This is a genomic window from Algoriphagus chordae, assembly GCF_003254055.1.
Lineage (GTDB): Bacteria > Bacteroidota > Bacteroidia > Cytophagales > Cyclobacteriaceae > Algoriphagus > Algoriphagus chordae.
In genome coordinates, this window is record NZ_QKZT01000004.1 from 171,106 (window position 1) to 188,084 (window position 16,979).

At 40.6% G+C, this 16,979-nt stretch carries 13 protein-coding genes and 2 tRNA genes; 10 read left to right on the forward strand and 5 right to left on the reverse strand.

Annotated features, from left to right (window positions below; genetic code table 11):
* The first annotated feature begins 3 nt into the window (after window positions 1-3).
* Genes LV85_RS06065 through LV85_RS06075 form a run of 3 tightly spaced genes read left to right on the forward strand, consistent with a single transcriptional unit; the run spans window position 4 to window position 3,074 of the window.
* Window positions 4-1,359 (forward strand): HlyD family secretion protein, encoded by a 1,356-nt coding sequence (locus tag LV85_RS06065; RefSeq protein WP_111317301.1) that lies wholly within the window; start codon window positions 4-6, stop codon window positions 1,357-1,359.
* Window positions 1,356-2,744, forward strand: coding sequence for a TolC family protein (locus tag LV85_RS06070; protein WP_111317302.1), 1,389 nt, complete (start codon window positions 1,356-1,358; stop codon window positions 2,742-2,744). Before LV85_RS06065 ends, LV85_RS06070 begins: the two co-directional genes overlap by 4 nt.
* Before the next feature lie 45 nt (window positions 2,745-2,789).
* A complete protein-coding gene (locus LV85_RS06075) occupies window positions 2,790-3,074 on the forward strand; it encodes a DUF1330 domain-containing protein (RefSeq protein ID WP_111317303.1) in 285 nt (94 codons plus the stop codon).
* 70 nt (window positions 3,075-3,144) lie between these two features.
* On the opposite strand, the gene LV85_RS06080 is transcribed toward LV85_RS06075, so the two are convergent.
* Complete coding sequence (locus LV85_RS06080) at window positions 3,145-3,780, reverse strand: peroxiredoxin (protein WP_111317304.1); 636 nt, start codon at window positions 3,778-3,780, stop codon at window positions 3,145-3,147.
* Window positions 3,781-3,943: 163 nt separating this feature from the next.
* On the opposite strand from LV85_RS06080, the gene LV85_RS06085 reads away from it, so the two are divergent.
* From LV85_RS06085 to LV85_RS06100, 4 genes are read left to right on the forward strand one after another with little or no spacing between them, the layout of a single operon-like run.
* Window positions 3,944-4,612 (forward strand): TIGR04282 family arsenosugar biosynthesis glycosyltransferase, encoded by a 669-nt coding sequence (locus tag LV85_RS06085; protein ID WP_111317305.1) that lies wholly within the window; start codon window positions 3,944-3,946, stop codon window positions 4,610-4,612.
* Window positions 4,609-5,232: a DUF6134 family protein gene (locus LV85_RS06090; protein WP_111317306.1), complete on the forward strand. Its 624-nt coding sequence runs from the start codon at window positions 4,609-4,611 to the stop codon at window positions 5,230-5,232. The genes LV85_RS06085 and LV85_RS06090 overlap by 4 nt, the downstream gene beginning before the upstream one ends.
* Complete coding sequence (locus LV85_RS06095) at window positions 5,225-5,953, forward strand: TIGR04283 family arsenosugar biosynthesis glycosyltransferase (RefSeq protein ID WP_111317307.1); 729 nt, start codon at window positions 5,225-5,227, stop codon at window positions 5,951-5,953. Before LV85_RS06090 ends, LV85_RS06095 begins: the two co-directional genes overlap by 8 nt.
* A complete protein-coding gene (locus LV85_RS06100) occupies window positions 5,950-7,011 on the forward strand; it encodes a VOC family protein (protein ID WP_111317308.1) in 1,062 nt (353 codons plus the stop codon). The genes LV85_RS06095 and LV85_RS06100 overlap by 4 nt, the downstream gene beginning before the upstream one ends.
* A 5-nt stretch (window positions 7,012-7,016) precedes the next feature.
* Here the strand turns inward: LV85_RS06100 and gap are convergent, their stop codons facing one another.
* A complete protein-coding gene (gap, locus tag LV85_RS06105) occupies window positions 7,017-8,030 on the reverse strand; it encodes a type I glyceraldehyde-3-phosphate dehydrogenase (RefSeq protein ID WP_111317309.1) in 1,014 nt (337 codons plus the stop codon).
* A gap of 190 nt (window positions 8,031-8,220) precedes the next feature.
* On the opposite strand from gap, the gene LV85_RS06110 reads away from it, so the two are divergent.
* The 3 genes from LV85_RS06110 (at window position 8,221) to LV85_RS06120 (ending at window position 12,017) form a co-directional block, all read left to right on the forward strand.
* A tRNA-Glu gene (locus LV85_RS06110) sits at window positions 8,221-8,292 on the forward strand.
* Window positions 8,293-8,339: 47 nt separating this feature from the next.
* A tRNA-Glu gene (locus LV85_RS06115) sits at window positions 8,340-8,414 on the forward strand.
* A gap of 186 nt (window positions 8,415-8,600) precedes the next feature.
* Complete coding sequence (locus LV85_RS06120) at window positions 8,601-12,017, forward strand: HEAT repeat domain-containing protein (RefSeq protein ID WP_111317310.1); 3,417 nt, start codon at window positions 8,601-8,603, stop codon at window positions 12,015-12,017.
* 365 nt (window positions 12,018-12,382) lie between these two features.
* Here the strand turns inward: LV85_RS06120 and LV85_RS06125 are convergent, their stop codons facing one another.
* From LV85_RS06125 to LV85_RS06135, 3 genes are all read right to left on the reverse strand, one after another.
* Window positions 12,383-15,451 carry a TonB-dependent receptor gene (locus tag LV85_RS06125; RefSeq protein WP_111317311.1) on the reverse strand — a complete coding sequence of 1,023 codons (3,069 nt, stop codon included), beginning with the start codon at window positions 15,449-15,451 and terminating at the stop codon, window positions 12,383-12,385.
* Window positions 15,452-15,773: 322 nt separating this feature from the next.
* The gene (gldC, locus tag LV85_RS06130; RefSeq protein WP_111317312.1) at window positions 15,774-16,112 is read right to left on the reverse strand and encodes a gliding motility protein GldC; all 339 of its coding nucleotides are present in this window, start codon (window positions 16,110-16,112) and stop codon (window positions 15,774-15,776) included.
* Between the two features lie 190 nt (window positions 16,113-16,302).
* The gene (locus LV85_RS06135) at window positions 16,303-16,962 is read right to left on the reverse strand and encodes a 3-oxoacid CoA-transferase subunit B (RefSeq protein WP_111317313.1); all 660 of its coding nucleotides are present in this window, start codon (window positions 16,960-16,962) and stop codon (window positions 16,303-16,305) included.
* Window positions 16,963-16,979: the final 17 nt, after the last annotated feature.

Here is a 16,979-nt window from a genome sequence, read left to right on the forward strand (position 1 = left end):
TTCATGTTAAATATCTCTGAAAATAAAATCAAAGATCTAAAGCCATTTGAGCATTCAGAAAGTCTCAAAATGACTATAGCAAGTGAGCAGAAGAAGAATAGAGTGCGAATTTTATTCTTTTCATGTGGAGTAGTATTTCTTATGCTTTTTCTTCCATGGACACAGTATATCCGATCCAATGGCTATGTGACCATGCTACAACCAGAGCATCGTGCCCAGACTATTCATTCAGTCATTGCCGGCAGGATAGACAAATGGTATGTAAATGAAGGAGCCTTTGTAAATAAGGGAGATACCATCGTTAGCATCACTGAAGTGAAAGATGAGTTTTTTGATTCCTTGCTTCTGCCAAGAACGCAGCTGCAGGTGGATGCCAAAAATTTATCTGCACTTTCTTACAAGGAAAAAGTAAAAGCCCTTGACAGCCAAATTGAGGCACTTAAGCGAAATAACATCCTCCGGAAAGAACAAGCTCGAAATAAGCTGGAAATGGCTGAACTGCAAGTTCAATCTGACAGCATACGTTTTGAGCAGGCTAAAGTCAACTATGAAATTGGAATTAAGCAACTCGGTAGAGCGGAGAAACTTTATGAAGAAGGATTACGATCACTCACTGATCTGGAAACACGCCGATTGAAATTCCAAGAAGTACAGGCTTCTGTGATCGGAGTAGAGAATAGCTTGTTGAGCAGTAAGAATTCCCTCGTTTCAGCTCGGTTAGAATTGGATGCTATCGATAATGATTTTAAAGATAAACTGGCAAAAGCCGAATCAGATCGATACACCGCGCAGTCAAGTCAATACGATGCTGAAGGTTCGGCTTCGAAGCTTGAAAACCAATATTCTAACTATGAAGCCCGAACTGGCTTTAGGCATATTTTGGCTCCACAGGATGGTTACATTGCGGCGGCTATTCAGGTAGGTTTGGGAGAGACCATTAAGGAGGGCGACCAGATAGTCAATATTGTCCCTTCAAATGGGGAGCTGGCAGTAGAGATGTATATCTCTCCAGTTGATCTGCCTTTGATGGTAGTCGGCAAAAAGGTGCGTTTCATCTTTGATGGTTGGCCAGCAATTGTATTCTCAGGATGGCCTAAGTTGTCCAACGGTACCTTCGGCGGTGTAATTGTGGCGATAGACCAGTTTGCTGGTTCAGGGAATCAATATAGGGTCTTAGTTGCTGAAGATCCGGAGGAAGAAGCCTGGCCTGAGGTTTTGAGGGTGGGCTCAGGTGCAGATGGTATTGCCTTGCTCAACGATGTTCCGGTTTGGTATGAAATCTGGCGTCAACTCAATGGGTTCCCAGCCGACTACTATACTAGAAATCAGAAAGAACAATTAGAGGAAGCAAAGAAATGAAAAAGCAGTTCATTACTTTCTTACTACTATTGGGAAGCCTCAGTATACAAGCACAGAATACTGACACCTTAGCATTTGAGACTTTTCTAGAATGGGTCAAATCGTATCATCCGATTGCCGCTCAAGCAGATATCATGGGCAGGATGGGAGATATGGAGGTTAGGACTGCCAGAGGCAGTTTTGATCCTTTGTTGTATGGTAATTTGGATAAAAAGAGTTACGACCAAAAGAACTATTACGATAAGCGACAAGCAGGTATTTCTATCCCAACATGGGCCGGAATAGAGCTAAATGGAGCATTTGAACAGAATTCTGGTCAGTATCTTAATCCTGAGAATTCCGTGCCTTCTGGCGGACTTTTCTCCGCAGGAGCATCCATTAATCTAGGGCAAGGTTTGATTCTTGATGATCGAAGAGCAGGCTTACGCAAGGCTCAGATTTACCAGGAATCCACAGAGTCTGTCCGAAAGAATCTTATGAATGAATTATACCTTCAGGCTACTGGGGCTTATTGGAATTGGTCATTGGCCTATGCCAATAGAGCACTACAGGCTGAAGGCGTGGCTTTAGCTAAAACCAGATTCCAGGCAGTGAAAGTAAGTTACGAGCAAGGGGATTTACCAGCTATAGATACTGTGGAAGCGGCCTCTCAACTCTTAAACAGAGAATATAATCTTCAAAAAGCTGACAATGAGCTTTTCATGCGAGGGCAAGACCTTAATAATTATCTTTGGGATGATTCTGGCAATCCCATTGCCTTAGCTATAGAAACAATTCCTGAGCAACTGAAGACAAATCAACCCTTGATGGTGAACGAAGAAGAACTACGTGTCTTGGTGGCGGCTCATCCTGATTTGATGCTGGCGGACTATGAGTTGGCGAGCCTAGATGTGGACAGACGTCTCAAAGCGCAGCAGATTATTCCGGTGGTGAAGCTCAAGTATAATTTCCTAACTGAAAACCTCAATCAATTTGATCAAGCGGCTTTCTTCGAAAATAACTACAAATGGGGGCTTACAGTTTACACGCCATTAATGTGGCGCAAAGCCAGAGGAGGAATGCGACTGGCAGAAGCCAAAATAGATTATAAGCAAAACTCCAGAGATTTGAAGGAACTTCAGCTACGATCAAAGCTGGAAAATGAACTGAATGGCTGGAATGCCGTTACTAATCAGATCAACACCTATACAGGAAATGTAGCTGCACTTGAACAATTGCTTCAAGGAGAAGTTCGAAAGTTTGAGATTGGCGAAAGCAGCCTGTTTTTAGTAAATAGTAGAGAAATCTCGGTTTTCAGTTCAAAGATTACTTTAAATGAATTGCTTGCTAAACGTAAGGTTTCCTTTGCCAAAACGAGATATGCAGCCGGTGTTGGGTTTGAATGATCTCAATATTTGAAGTAAATTTACCTTTAACCAAAATAAGATTTTATGCCTGCCTTCGTAATAGTAGAAATAGACATCACAGATCCTGAAAAGTACAACGCCTATAAAGCGCTCACACCTGCGACAGTTTCAGCTTTTGGTGGAAAGTTCGTCCTCCGGGGAAATCCTGTTACAGTGCTGGAAGGTGAATGGAATCATGAACGACTGGTAATGCTAAGATTTCCGACCAAAGAAAAAGCCGAGGCTTGGTACCATTCTGATGCCTACCAACATGCAAAATCTGTAAGATCTGGTGCTGCCAAGGCAAAATTTCTGTTGATAGAAACCTAAAAAATACTCACAACCATATAATCAAAAAAGGCTTTCAATAGAAAGCCTTTTTTGATTGAAAATCAGTATTTTATAAGTCTGGTTGAGGAGTAGTTCTCAGATAAGGCTTAATTACCTTATGACCCTTAGGGAATTTTGCTGGGATATCCTCAGTCTTGATTGCTGGAGATACCACTACATCTTCACCTTGCTTCCAGTTGGCTGGAGTAGCCACAGAATAGTTTGCTGTCAACTGTAGAGAATCGATTACTCTCAGCAATTCGTCAAAATTCCTTCCAGTACTTGCCGGATAGGTTATCATCAGTTTGATTTTTTTATCTGCACCGATGACAAATACCGATCTTACTGTGAAATTCTCATTTGAGTTAGGATGAATCATGTCATATAATTCAGCCACTTTTCTATCCTCATCAGCAATGATTGGGAAATTCACTACGGTATTCTGAGTTTCATTGATATCAGTAACCCAGCCTTTATGACTTGGTAATCCATCTACGCTAAGTGCCATCACCTTGGTATTTCGCTTAGCAAACTCATCTTTCAATTTCGCTACCGTACCCAACTCTGTGGTACAGACAGGAGTGTAATCTGCTGGATGAGAGAATAAAATCCCCCAACTATCTCCTAAATACTCATAAAAATCAAATTTTCCCTCTGTGGTTTCGGCTACAAAGTTTGGAGCCAAATCGCCTAATCTTAATCCCATAATAGATAAATGTTAAAGTCTATAAAAACACTAGGGTAATGTACGAAAGCTTTGGCAATGGGTTTGTGATTTGGCGTTTTTTATCAACATTTGGAAAAGATTGTGCAATTTCAAATCACCAAACACTGCAATCGAAAATCCCTATAGAATTTGCTTAGCTATAATGAAAGAAAATAAACCGGCCTTGATCATCTTCCAAAAGAATTTGATTCTGGGTAGAGTAAAAACAAGACTTGCTGCTGATATTGGAGATGAAGCTGCCTTAGTAGCATATAAAAGCCTGTTGAGCTATACCTATGAGGTGTTGAATGATCTGTCTGTAGATAAGTATATCTTCTATGCGGACTATATTCCTGTAGCTAAACCTTCGTTTGACGAGTCTTACCACTTTGAGCTACAAGAGGGCGATGACCTTGGAGAAAGAATGAGCAAAGCTTTTCAGACTCTTTTTGCTAAAGGCTATGATAGCCTAATCATCATTGGTACGGACTGCGCCGAATTGACAACTGATATTTTGAAAGATTCCTTTTCTATACTTGAACAAAAAGACGCAGTGATAGGTCCAGCAACTGATGGAGGTTATTATTTGCTTGGAATGAGTAAATTTATCCCTGGTCTTTTTGAGAATATCCCCTGGAGTACTGAACTGGTCGCGCGTAGAAGTAAGGAGTACTTATCTCTTAATAACCTTTCGTGTGGCACAGTTCCTGTGTTGTCAGATGTAGATTTGCTTGCAGACTGGAAAAGGTTCGAAAGTAAATTGAAGCTTGTGAAGCCTCGTTTTAGTGACGAAGATCTCAAAGAAGATATTAAACAGAATACATCTCAATGAAGTTTATATTCAAAAAGCACCTACCAATCTTATTGGTATCAGTCATTTTAGGCCTTGGAAGCATCAGTACTGCTGCAGCTCAGAAGGTAGTCCAGGAATATGACATCGTATTGGCAGGCTTTACTATTGGAAAGATGCAAGCCGACAAAGTCACCGATGGAGAATCTGTGGACTATCAAATCCATAGTAAAGTTGAGTTCTGGTTTTTCGGCAAAATCCATGTTGAGTTTTTACAAAATGTAAACTTCCTAAAAGGGCAACTGATGAAAGCAAGGACCAAGTCAGATTCCAATCGTGGGAACTTTGTTACCACCGTCAACTGGAATAAGGACCATTATGACATTGATGCCAATTCATACGAATTCCATAATGAAGAATCTATCAATCAAGCAGTTTATGGTACACCTGCGAAACTTTATTTCGAAGAGCCCAAAAATGGAGATGTGTTGATTTCAGAGAATTTTGGGATGCTTACCAAAGTGGTAGAGCTTAAAAAAGGCATCTATGCAATAGATGTGAATGGCAGTACCAATACCTTTTACTATGAAGCCGGAGTATTACAAAAGGTGGTGTTGGAGAATAAAATCAAGAATTACTCGATAAAACTCAGAGTTGACTAAAGCAAATAAGATTTCTGTAATAGTACCTTGTTTAAATGAGGAGGCTAATTTGAAAGAATTGATTCCTTTACTTTTAAAATATGGCGGCTCTATTCTTTCGGAAATAATTGTAGTAGATGGTGGATCCAACGATGGCTCTGTCGTCGTTGCAAATTCCTGTGGTGCTTTAGTTGTCCAGTCAGAAATTTGCAATAGAGCTTCGCAATTAAATTTAGGTAGTCAGCATGCTAAAGGCGATATCCTATATTTTGTACATGCAGACGCTAGACCGGTAAAATATTTTGCAAAAGTGATTCTAAGCAACCTTGAAAAAGGGAAGGATGTCGGGTGTTTTTGCTACAGATTTGACAGTAAAAACAAGCTGCTGAGGATTAATTCCTGGTTCACCAGATTTAATGGAGTTCTTTCCGGAGGAGGTGATCAAACCCTCTTTATCAAAAAAACACTTTTTGAATCCCTCGAAGGATTCGATGAGGATTATTGTATTATGGAAGACTTTGAATTGGTGAGAAGAATTCGTCAAAAAACTGATTTTCATGTCCTTCCAAACGAAATGACTGTCTCAGCCCGTAAATACAAAGAAAATAGTTGGATAAAAGTGCAGCTGGCTAATTTTGCCGCTTTCTCTCTTTTTTTGTTAAAAGTTAAGCCGGCTTCAATCAAAAGTCTATATTTAAATCTTTTATTTAAAAAAAGTATAAGCATAACAGTAGTTGAATGAATCAAGCGACAATTAATGGCATCCAGCAAGTAGGGATAGGAGTAAAAGATGCAAACCAGGCTTGGGCTTGGTATAGAAAAGCATTCAAGATGGATGTTCCGATTTTTCAGGATAGTGCTGAAGCTAAATTGATGACTCGATATACTTCTGGTAAAGTCGAGAGCAGACATGCCATTCTTGCCCTAAATATGCAAGGCGGTGGGGGATTTGAAATCTGGCAGTACACCTCCAAAGTTCCTTTGGCATCTGAGCAGGAACTTACCTGGAAAGATTTAGGGATTCTGGCAGTAAAAATGCGTTGCCATGACATCCAAAAAACTTATGAGCATGTGAAAAGCGTAGGGGCAACGATGCTGGGAGAGCCAGTAAAGAATCCATTAGGCGTTTGGCATTTTTTTATTAAAGACCCTTATGGAAATACATTTGAACTGATTGAAAATAATTCTTGGTTCAATAAGAGCAAAGATCTTACAGGTGGAGTTTTAGGCGTAGTAATAGGAGTCTCATCTGTAGATGATGCCTTGCCTGTTTACCAGAAGCATTTGATGCAATCCGAAATACTTTGCGACAAGACAGGTGTATGGGAGGATTTCGCGCAGGTAGGAGAAGCTGATACAGAATACCGAAGAGCAATTCTACAGAGTTCAGCGACCCTGACTGGAGCTTTTGGAAAGTTATTCTGCCAAACACAGATTGAACTGATAGAAACAAAAAATCAACCTAGAAATAAAGTTTTTGAAAACAGAAACTGGGGAGATCTCGGGTTTATCCATTTATGCTTCGACGTGAACGGCATGGGAGCTATCAAAGACAAGCTAGCTAAAGATGGAATTGAACTAACTGTAGATAGTGGTAATGAATTTGATATGGGCAAAGCTGCTGGAAGGTTCTCCTACTTAGAAGATCCTGATGGTACCTGGATCGAAATGGTAGAAACTTTCAAAGTTCCTATTATGGAGAAAATTGGCTGGTATTTGAATTTGAATAAAAGAGACAATACTAAGAACCTTCCAAACTTTATAGTGAAACTGCTTTCTCTAAATCGAGTGAAGGATTAATACTATTATATATTTCCAGTAATCAAGCGGGCTAGGTCAACCAAACGGTTGGAATAGCCCGCTTCGTTGTCATACCAACCGACAAGCTTGACCATTTTTCCTTTTGCTGATGTCAGTGCAGAATCGATGATGCAGGAATGCGGATTTCCTATGATATCAATAGATACGATAGGAGAGTCCTCAACTTCGAGAAATCCTTTCAAATAGCCTGTACTTGCCTCTCTGAAAGCCTTGTTGATCTGATCCTCAGTCACATCTTGCTTCAGCTCTACGATCATGTCAGTCAAAGAACCATCTGGCACCGGAACTCTCATCGCCGAAGCTTCAATTTTACCCGCCAATTTTGGCAATATCTCATCTAATGCTTTTCCCGCATTCGTAGTGGTGGGAATAATAGAGTATGCAGCTGCTCTAGCTCTTCTAAGATCCCGATGAGGAGCATCATGAAGATTTTGATCATTGGTGTAGGAATGCACTGTAGAGGCAAATCCTTTCTCCACACCAAAGTTATCATCCAGTACTTTCACCATAGGAGCTAAGCAATTGGTGGTGCAAGAAGAATTGGAAATTATTCTTTCTTCTCCTGTTAAAATAGAATCGTTAACTCCCATCACCACCATTTTGATAGTGGGGTCTAGGGAAGGAGCGGAGATGATTATTTTTTTTGCACCTGCAGTTAAGTGTTTTTCTGCGCCAGTTCGATCAGTGAATCTGCCTGTGCATTCGATCACTAAGTCAATGTCCAATTTCCCCCAAGGAAGTTTTTCCGGATCAGATTGGCCTATGAGCTGTATTTCATGGCTGTTTACCTTGAGAATTGAATCTTGAAGTTCAATTTTGTTTTCAGATTTCCCATGAATAGAATCGTATTTCAATAAGTGGGTAATAGCAACAGGATCAGCCAAATCGTTTATTGCGACTAGGTTTAGCCCTTTTTTTTCAAGGATTAATTTTGCGGTATATCTTCCTATTCGTCCAAAGCCGTTAATGGCAATTCTGATGTCTTTGGTTGGTTTCATGGGTAGTTTTCAAATTGGAATTCAAAAATAGGAAAATCAACTGCAAACCCTCCAAAGAAAATTTTATTCCTTTGAACTCAGCTTTTTAACAGAATTCAAAAGAAATTTTCGAAGCCTAATTGGTTTTAAAAACTTAAGCCTCTATATTTGCACAACCATTCAGAAAAGCACGTTTTCGAAGGGTATTAATGGTCGGTTCGTCTAGGGGTTAGGACACGTCCCTTTCACGGATGAAACACGGGTTCGATTCCCGTACCGACTACATTGTCGCCTGAATTTCAGGAAGTTGTGAAAATTTTTATTTAGTATGGTCGGTTCGTCTAGGGGTTAGGACACGTCCCTTTCACGGATGAAACACGGGTTCGATTCCCGTACCGACTACCAAGACGTTAAAGCTCAATCCCCGCTTTGTCTTAAGATATTTTTGTTTTATGGTTGTTAGTGGTTAAAGTGAACAAAAGCCCGGTCTGTGATCGGGTTTTTTTTTGTTTTTAAGGGTATCATTTTACCAATGGCATTTGGGCAAGCCTTATTTTCTTTAATTTGGACCTAGAAAATACTAACCAAAATATGCCTAAACCTAAAACCAGCCTCAGTTACGCCAAAATAATTCTGGCAGCTGCTTTACCTCTTATTTTTTCCTGTAGTCAGGAGAAAGTAGATCTCCGAGAAAGAACACTTAGCAAGGAAGAAATTTCTCCCATGGTGCAAGCTGCCGAAGGAGAGGTAAATCCTATCCTTAGTCCTGGACTCAAACTCTCCCTTTGGGCAGTTGACTCCTTGGTATATGATCCTATCTCCATACAGGTCACTGATGATGGTAGTTTGTATTATACAAGAACCAATCGTCAGAAGAATTCTGAATTTGATATTAGACAGCACCAAGACTGGGAAATACCTTCTATAAGTCTTCAAACTATCGAAGAAAAAAGAGCCTTTCTCCAAAAGACTTTGTCCCCAGAAATGTCAGACAAAAACACCTGGTTGGCAGATGTAAATGGTGATGGTTCTCATGACTGGAGAGATATGACCGTGGAGCGGGAAGAGCTCTACAGGCTTAAAGACAGAGATGGAGATGGTCTTGCTGACTATTCTCAGATTATGGTTCAGGATTTCAATGACGTGACTACAGATGTAGCGGGTGCTCTATTGAAATTTGGCGATAATCTTTTTGTAGGAGTGGGGCCAGATGTCTGGAGACTTACCGACAACAACGGGGATGGAATTATGGATGAGAAAGAGTCCATTTCTCATGGTTATGGAATTCACATCGGATTTGGAGGCCATGGTATGTCAGGTCTTGAAGTAGGTCCTGATGGCAGAATTTACTGGGGAATTGGAGACATTGGTTTCAATGGCACAGGCCCAGATGGAACGGAATGGAAATACCCAAATAGAGGAGTAGTCGCTCGTGCAAATCCTGATGGAAGTGATTTTGAGATTTTTGCCATGGGTGTTAGAAACACGCATGAGTTCACTTTTGATGCTTATAACAACCTGATTTCAGTAGATAATGATGGTGATCATGGTGGAGAGAGTGAAAGACTTGTTTATCTAGTGAACGGATCGGATACTGGCTGGAGAACAAACTGGCAGTTTGGCAAGTACCGTGATCCAGATAACAATACTTATAAAGTATGGATGGATGAGCGACTTTTTGTCCCAAGGCATGAAGGTCAGGCAGCTTATATCACGCCGCCAATTCAAAATTATATTAATGGCCCAACTGGGATGGTTTATAACCCTGGAACAGCCTTGGCCGAAAAATGGAAAAACACCTTTTTCGTAGCTTCATTTGTAGGAAACCCAACAAGGTCTGGAATTCACGCTTTCAAGTTGGAGCAAGACGGAGCATCATTCAAGATGTCTCAGACCGAGAATATCATGTCAGGAATTTTGGCTACAGGTTTGGACTTTGGCCCAGATGGTTCGCTGTACTTTGCTGATTGGATAGAAGGTTGGAATACCAAAAATTATGGTCGAGTGTGGAAGTTGGATGATGAGGGAGGAGCTAGCTGGGAAGCTAGAAAGATCACTGCTCAGGTTATGAAGACTGACTTCAGCACTTTAACAGACGATGCATTGAGTGGATATCTGTCTGATGAGGATATGAGAATTAGAAGAAAAGCTCAGTTTGAATTAGCCAAAAGAGGAGCTGACGGAGCCGAAGTGTTTCAGGCAGCGATTGAGCAAAAAGGAAATCAATATGCGAGAATCCATGCTATCGTAGGAATTAGCCAATTGGCTAGATTGGAAAAAATGGATTATGCAGATGTCTTGATTCCTTTGTTGAAAGATCAGGATTCTGAGATCCGTGCTCAAGCTGCTAAGTGGCTTGGAGATATTAAATATGCAAAAGCCGGTGAGGCACTTTTACCTCTGCTTACAGATACTGAAATTCGTGTTAGATTCTTTGCTTCGGAAGCGTTGGGGAGAATCGCCTATGAACCTGCTGTTAACGGTTTGATTGGCGTTTTGGAAGCTAACAATGACGAGGATGCATATTTGCGTCATGCTGCAAGTTTAGCTCTAGCGAGAATCAACAAGAAAGAACCAATTATTGCGCTAGCCTCACATCCTTCCAATGCTGTTCGTCTTGGAGCTGTTTTGGCACTACGTAGAATGGCAGATCCTGGTATCAAGGTGTTCTTGGCTGATCAGGACGAATACATCGTCACAGAAGCTGCGAGAGCGATCAATGATGATTTCTCCATCGAGGGCGCATTACCTGAATTGGGAGATTTGCTAGTTAGCACCAAATTCGAAAACGAACCTTTGATCAGAAGAGCTATCGGGGCTAACCTACGTGTAGGCACTCAGAAGTCAATGGATAATTTGAAAGCTTACATTTCTAAGCCTGGAGTTAATCCAGTATTGAAAGCTGAAGCAATCGCAACCTTAGGCACTTGGGCTAAGCCTTCGGTTCTTGATCGGGTTGATGGAAGAAATCGTGGCGAAGTGGAAAGAGATCTAGCTCCGATTCAAGCTTCTGTGAAGGAGACATTGATTGGAACTTTAAATGATTCTAATGAGGAAATCAGAGTAGCAGGTGTAAAAGCAATTGGCAAATTGACCATCGCTGATGCTGAAGATAAGTTAGTTGCCTTGTTGAAAAATGACCAGTCTGAAAATGTTCGTGTAGCCGCAATTTTGGCACTTTCTAATGCTAATCCAGGGACTATTTCAGGCCCTATAGAAATAGCGATGAAGGACAATTCCAGAGCAGTTCGTGTAGTAGGATTGGATCTGTTGACTAAGACTGATATTTCTCAGGACTTAATGGTCAATCTACTTCAGGATGTGATTCAAAATAGAACTACAGCAGAAAAACAAGCCGCATTGCTAAGTCTGGGTAATCTTGATAATTCAGCTGAACTTCCTCTTTGGAACACACTTTTGAATGATTTGTCAAATGACAAATTGCCAAATGAAGTATTGATCGAATTGGAAGAAGCAATAGACGAAACAAAATCAACGGAGTTGAGGGCTAGATACGACAAGATCCAAGAGGAGAGAACTCATGGAGATCTGGTAGCGCTGTATAGCGGAGCTCTTGAAGGAGGTAGTGTGAGAGTGGGAAGGAATATTTTCTTCCAGAATCAAACGGCTCAATGTATCCGCTGTCACGGTTATGATGACATGGGTGGAGTCGCTGGACCGCATCTGAATGGAATAGCAAACAGAGTCACTAAAACGGAACTCCTAGAGGCTTTGATAGATCCAAGCAAGCGTCTAGCTCCTGGTTTCGGTTTTGTTCAGCTTGAATTGAAAGATGGAACCTCGGTGAATGGTACCTTGATGGAAGAGAAGGAAGATGGTTTGGTGATGAAAGTCGGAGCTAAGCCAGATACGCTGATCATGAACAGCAGTATTGTAGAGCGCAAAAACTCGCCTTCCAGTATGCCAGATATGAAAGGGCTACTTACCAAAAGAGAAATTAGAGATCTGCTAAGCTTCCTTAGCACGATGAGAAAAGAATGGGAGTAAACTAATTGGGAGTCAAAATAATAGATCGAGAGGGTCACCATGCTTATGGTGGTCCTTTTGTTTTTTTTCATATCTGAATTTTTCAGATTAGACCTGAAGTTGACCAGCCTAATCAATTGCATCAGACCATTATTGTGGATGATATTCAAATACTAAAATCTCCTGATGCCAGTATTGATATACATTTGAAGCAGTCTTTTTACGATCAATATCAGGAAGCTTGGGTGGAAACAAACGTTACCTACAAACTAATTAAAGAATTCTTATAATCTCATGGGATATATAAGTAAGAGTTATTAGTTGAAAATAAAAAGAGCCTTCCACGATAGTAGAAGGCTCTTAGTTTAAGAGTAGTTCGTTAGTTATTAATTCAAGAATTCATCAAATGTCAAGCTTACGAAATACATGGTTCCGATAGTTGGGTTGCCCCATGCTTGAGTGTATCCCTTGCTGAATAGGTTGGAACCACCCACTTTTAGGATTGACTTGATGCTTTTGATTTTGTAGCTCACTTGAGCATCCAGTGTGCCATAAGCAGGTACAACTGATAGTTGCTGACTAGAAACTGATGGGCCTACAAAAGAAGACTGCCATACAAATTCACCTTGCCATCTATAAGCTATCGCAAATCCTAGGTTGTCAATAACCTCTCTATTTGCGAAGTTCAATACATAGCGATACTCCGGCGTATTGAAGCTAGGCTGGAAACCAGTCTCCGCTAATTCATCCAAGTTGGAAAGCGTGTTATAAGAGACATTACCGCCAATAGTATATCCTTTTGGCAGCTTGTAATCCATACTCGCAGCCCATCCCCATGACTTGATGGTTTCTGTTCTATTTACAGGCATAGAATAAATATTTCTTGCATTTGCGATAGCACCGATCAGGTTTAGACCAGTGATTGCATTAGGACCAGCCAAACCAGCATCTGTAGCATCCTGAACTAGCACTTGGCTACCGTTGAAGTTTTCAAATCTATTGAAATAGGCATAGGCATCAACCAATAATTTGTTACCCCAAATGCCTTTGTACCCAACTTCAAAAGACTTCACACGCTCAGGCTTAAATTCCTTGATATCGTAAGGTTGTAATTTATCTACATTTGCATCTGCCGCATTATATGGAACCAACTCAGCTGCAATACCTGGAACTAGAGTAGGAACAAGTGCAGCAATCGCTGCAGGAGCTTCACTAGCAGGGATATTTCCTGCCAGCACTTGCTCAGTAACATACTTAGTAGCCTCGTCTATAGCAATAGTTGTTGCTTGCTGAATACTCTGTTGGTAAACAGGAGAATCTGGCTGAGTATCTGCAGAAACTGCTCCTCCATAACTAGTTACATTAGCCAATGAATACCCTGGATTTGTATTCAAATTATACTTTTCTGCTAAGAAAGGTAAACCACCAATCAGGTGTGCCTGCGGGGTGTTCAAATCAATATACTGATCTTGGTTTGTTGGAATTCGGAACCCAGTTTGATAAGAAGCTCTAAAATTATGATTTCCCTGAGTGAATACTCCTGAAACTCGTGGAGACCACTGACCAGCAAAATTCTGGTTTTTATCATAACGAGCAGAAGCTGTTAATTTGAATTTATCGTTGAATAGTTTTTTAGAACCTTGAATATATCCACCGTACTCCTTGATTTTAAACTCATCACCATTTTCATCTAAGGCGAAAATAGTACCGTTTGAATTCAAGTCATAAATACGATAATTAGCTCCTACTACAATCTCTGCAAACTTGATTTGCTCTGAGAAATTATATGATCCTTCAATGTGGTACAAGTTACTGCTGTCTACAAACTTAGATCCCACGCCATTTTGATCACCTGGAATCGGTCTTGAACTTACATCAGCTAATGCATTCTGGAATTCTGTAGTTCCAGGTAAGTACCTTCCTGTATCTGCAAATTGCCTAGCTAGGCCATGAGCTGTATTTGCATCAACACCTTGGCCTATCGCATTTGCATAAGCGCCAACATATTCTGGAAACCATTGCGTACTAGCTTTCCATGCTTCATTGATTCCTTGCGCAGCAGTACCCACGGCAAAAGCATCACCAGAGCGTTCCTGAGTAGTATATGCTCTTATATACCAATTAGAAGCTCTCAATTCAGCTTTGTATTGTCCCATCATAAAATCCTTCAGGGAATACCTATCAGCTCCAGTATAGACGGTAGTACCAAAACCTAAATTTCCTTGAAAAACTGCCTCAATATTATCGTTGATTCTATAATGAAGTGCGGCATTGAATTTCACAGATTTAGTACCATAATCTGCAATATCTCTTTCCATATAGCCTGTTCTAGAAACAGGCATATTTGGAACAATTCCTAATGCTGAAGCTGGAAGGGCTCCAGCTGCAACCATAGACTGCGCTACAGAAAGCATATTTACATTGGTTTCATCACCATAAATATTTACACCATTGTAAGCTGGGTTATTCTGCGAATTACCAGTTTCAATCGTAGAACCGTTAAGAAGTGATTGGTCTCGGAAGTCATTTGCTTGCCAGTCATCTGCTTGCATATATTCAAAATTTACCTTGAAGGCAAACTTGTTGCTGATCGCCTTGGCGTATCTAGCACTGAAATTATAAAAGCCAGTTGAGGCTTGCGGTTCCTCAGTTTCACCATCCCTCTTATATCTACTACTTTCATGCATAATTCCTGTTTTCACTGATGCAGAAAGACCTTGATAGAGGAAGGGGCTTTTAGAATTCATCAACAAGATACCATTGATGGCATTTGGTCCGTAAAGTGCCGAAGAAGCTCCTGGAAGCAATTCTACACTTTCTAAATCCAGTTCTGAAATTCCGACAATATTACCAACTGAGAAATTCAAACCCGGAGCCTGATTGTCCATACCATCGATCAATTGAACTGTTCTCACGTTTCCATTCGCGTTGAAACCACGTGTGTTGAAAGACTTAAATAGGAGAGACTGTGTACTCATTTCCACGCCTTTCATATTATTAATCGCATCGTAGAAACTCGCTTGTGGTGCATCTCGAATTGCGATGATGTCCATTTTTTCCACTGATACTGGAGATTGAAGCACACTTTCTTCAACTCTAGATGCAGAAACTACAACTTCCTGACCTAGGATGGCTGTTTCTACCAGTTGAACATCCAGTGTGGTTTGGGAACTTGTAACCTCTACCTCTTGGCTATCGTAGCCCACCATCGAGAATACTAAGGTCAATGGAGGTTCTTGATTGACATCCAGCGCATACTTTCCTGAAAGATCGGAGATAGTTCCGATTACTTTGCCTTTCACTAAAATATTGACTCCTACTAGAGTCTCTTTAGTGTCTGCGTCAGTTACGGTTCCAGATATCTTAGTCTGGCCGATAACTTTACCTGCTGTTAGGGAAACCAAGAGTGTTACCAAGAACACTGAGGCCCTGATTTTGTTTGTAAAATTGCTCATAGGCTATTTTATTAATATTTAGGGTTTATTGGATTTAGGGTGGAAATCCATTAAGTAATACCTGAAAATTAGCCGAAAAAACGAATAATTAGTGCTTTGAGGCCAAAATATAATATCAAACAAAAACTTTGAAATACGACTTCGCTTGGAAACTGAGGCATTCACTTAAAAATTTAAAAATAATTGCTGTGTTTATTATTGATCCTAAAGCCAGCCAACTGTTTTGTTAACAAATCATAAAACAATAATATTTTTGATCTTTAGCTGGTGAAAACAAAAAAGCCCAGCAATGCCGGGCTTTTTGACGCGAAAAAAGGAGAATTTATCCTTCTTTATTTTCTTCATTTACATGTTTGACTAAGCGATCACAAAGTTCTTTGATCTCCTCAGACATATATTCGTCAGCAGTACTATTCAAGATTGTTTGAGCCATTCCACCAAGTATGTCGATATAGAACCTTTTCATTTCCACTACAGACATTTCTTCTGTCCATAGATCAATACGAAGTGTAGAGTGATTCTGATTGTCCCAGACGTTTAAGCTGATGCTTTTGGTATCTTCTAGGCCTGCACCTTCTTTGTCTGATGCATCCCACTTGATTGATTTTGGGAAACTGTTTTCATCTAAATCGACTTGGAATTTAATCTCTGAGTTTTTCATCTGTTTGTTATTATCTTTTTACGATCATCTCGATGCCTATCGGGAGGAATCTCGCACATGTTATTAGCAAAGTACTGGGCAAAACTCGATTTCATACTTTATAAGTTGATCCCGATGTAAGCCTGTCTTGATTTTGCAAAATTAATCAGGTTAACTTCACGAGCCTTGTCTGAGTTCATTTTTACTGATCTTATTCGAAAATCATTTCAGGAATTTCTCCTTCTATTATCATTTTACCAGCTGTTTTGGACTTGATTTCTTCTATCGAAACACCTGGTGCTCTTTCACGCAAGATAAAACCACCTGAGGGAGAGATTTCTAAAACAGCAAGATCAGTGACTATTTTCTTTACACAGCGAATCCCTGTGATTGGAAGGGAGCATTCAGCGAGCAGTTTTGATTCGCCTGATCGAGAGCAATGCTGCATCGCTACGATGATGTTGTCTGCTGAAGCCACTAGATCCATCGCTCCACCCATTCCCTTGACCATTTTTCCCGGAATCTTCCAGTTGGAAATATCTCCGTTTTCGGACACTTCCATAGCTCCGAGTATGGTCAAATGCACATGCCCACCTCGTATCATAGCGAAGGATTCTGCGGAGTTAAACAGTGCTGAGCCTTTCGCCATGGTCACGGTTTGCTTTCCGGCATTGATAAGATCTGGGTCAATCTCTTCTTCAGTAGGGAAGGGGCCGATACCCAGTAATCCATTTTCCGATTGAAGCACGACTTCCAACTGGTCAGGTATGTAATTAGCTACTAAGGTCGGAATACCAATTCCTAAATTTATGTATTGCCCATTCTTCACCTCTTTGGCGATTCGTTGAGCGATTTGATCTTTTGTAAGCATTTTGGGTTTGTTTTGAA

Excerpts from the sequence above, each read along its gene's own strand:
- gap (WP_111317309.1), bottom strand. The coding sequence starts at position 8,030 with ATGAAACCAACCAAAGACATCAGAATTGCCATTAACGGCTTTGGACGA.
- LV85_RS06100 (WP_111317308.1), top strand. The coding sequence starts at position 5,950 with ATGAATCAAGCGACAATTAATGGCATCCAGCAAGTAGGGATAGGAGTA.
- LV85_RS06070 (WP_111317302.1), top strand. The coding sequence starts at position 1,356 with ATGAAAAAGCAGTTCATTACTTTCTTACTACTATTGGGAAGCCTCAGT.
- LV85_RS06120 (WP_111317310.1), top strand. The coding sequence starts at position 8,601 with ATGCCTAAACCTAAAACCAGCCTCAGTTACGCCAAAATAATTCTGGCA.
- LV85_RS06135 (WP_111317313.1), bottom strand. The coding sequence starts at position 16,962 with ATGCTTACAAAAGATCAAATCGCTCAACGAATCGCCAAAGAGGTGAAG.
- LV85_RS06085 (WP_111317305.1), top strand. The coding sequence starts at position 3,944 with ATGAAAGAAAATAAACCGGCCTTGATCATCTTCCAAAAGAATTTGATT.
- LV85_RS06080 (WP_111317304.1), bottom strand. The coding sequence starts at position 3,780 with ATGGGATTAAGATTAGGCGATTTGGCTCCAAACTTTGTAGCCGAAACC.
- LV85_RS06090 (WP_111317306.1), top strand. The coding sequence starts at position 4,609 with ATGAAGTTTATATTCAAAAAGCACCTACCAATCTTATTGGTATCAGTC.
- LV85_RS06125 (WP_111317311.1), bottom strand. The coding sequence starts at position 15,451 with ATGAGCAATTTTACAAACAAAATCAGGGCCTCAGTGTTCTTGGTAACA.
- LV85_RS06075 (WP_111317303.1), top strand. The coding sequence starts at position 2,790 with ATGCCTGCCTTCGTAATAGTAGAAATAGACATCACAGATCCTGAAAAG.
- gldC (WP_111317312.1), bottom strand. The coding sequence starts at position 16,112 with ATGAAAAACTCAGAGATTAAATTCCAAGTCGATTTAGATGAAAACAGT.
- LV85_RS06065 (WP_111317301.1), top strand. The coding sequence starts at position 4 with ATGTTAAATATCTCTGAAAATAAAATCAAAGATCTAAAGCCATTTGAG.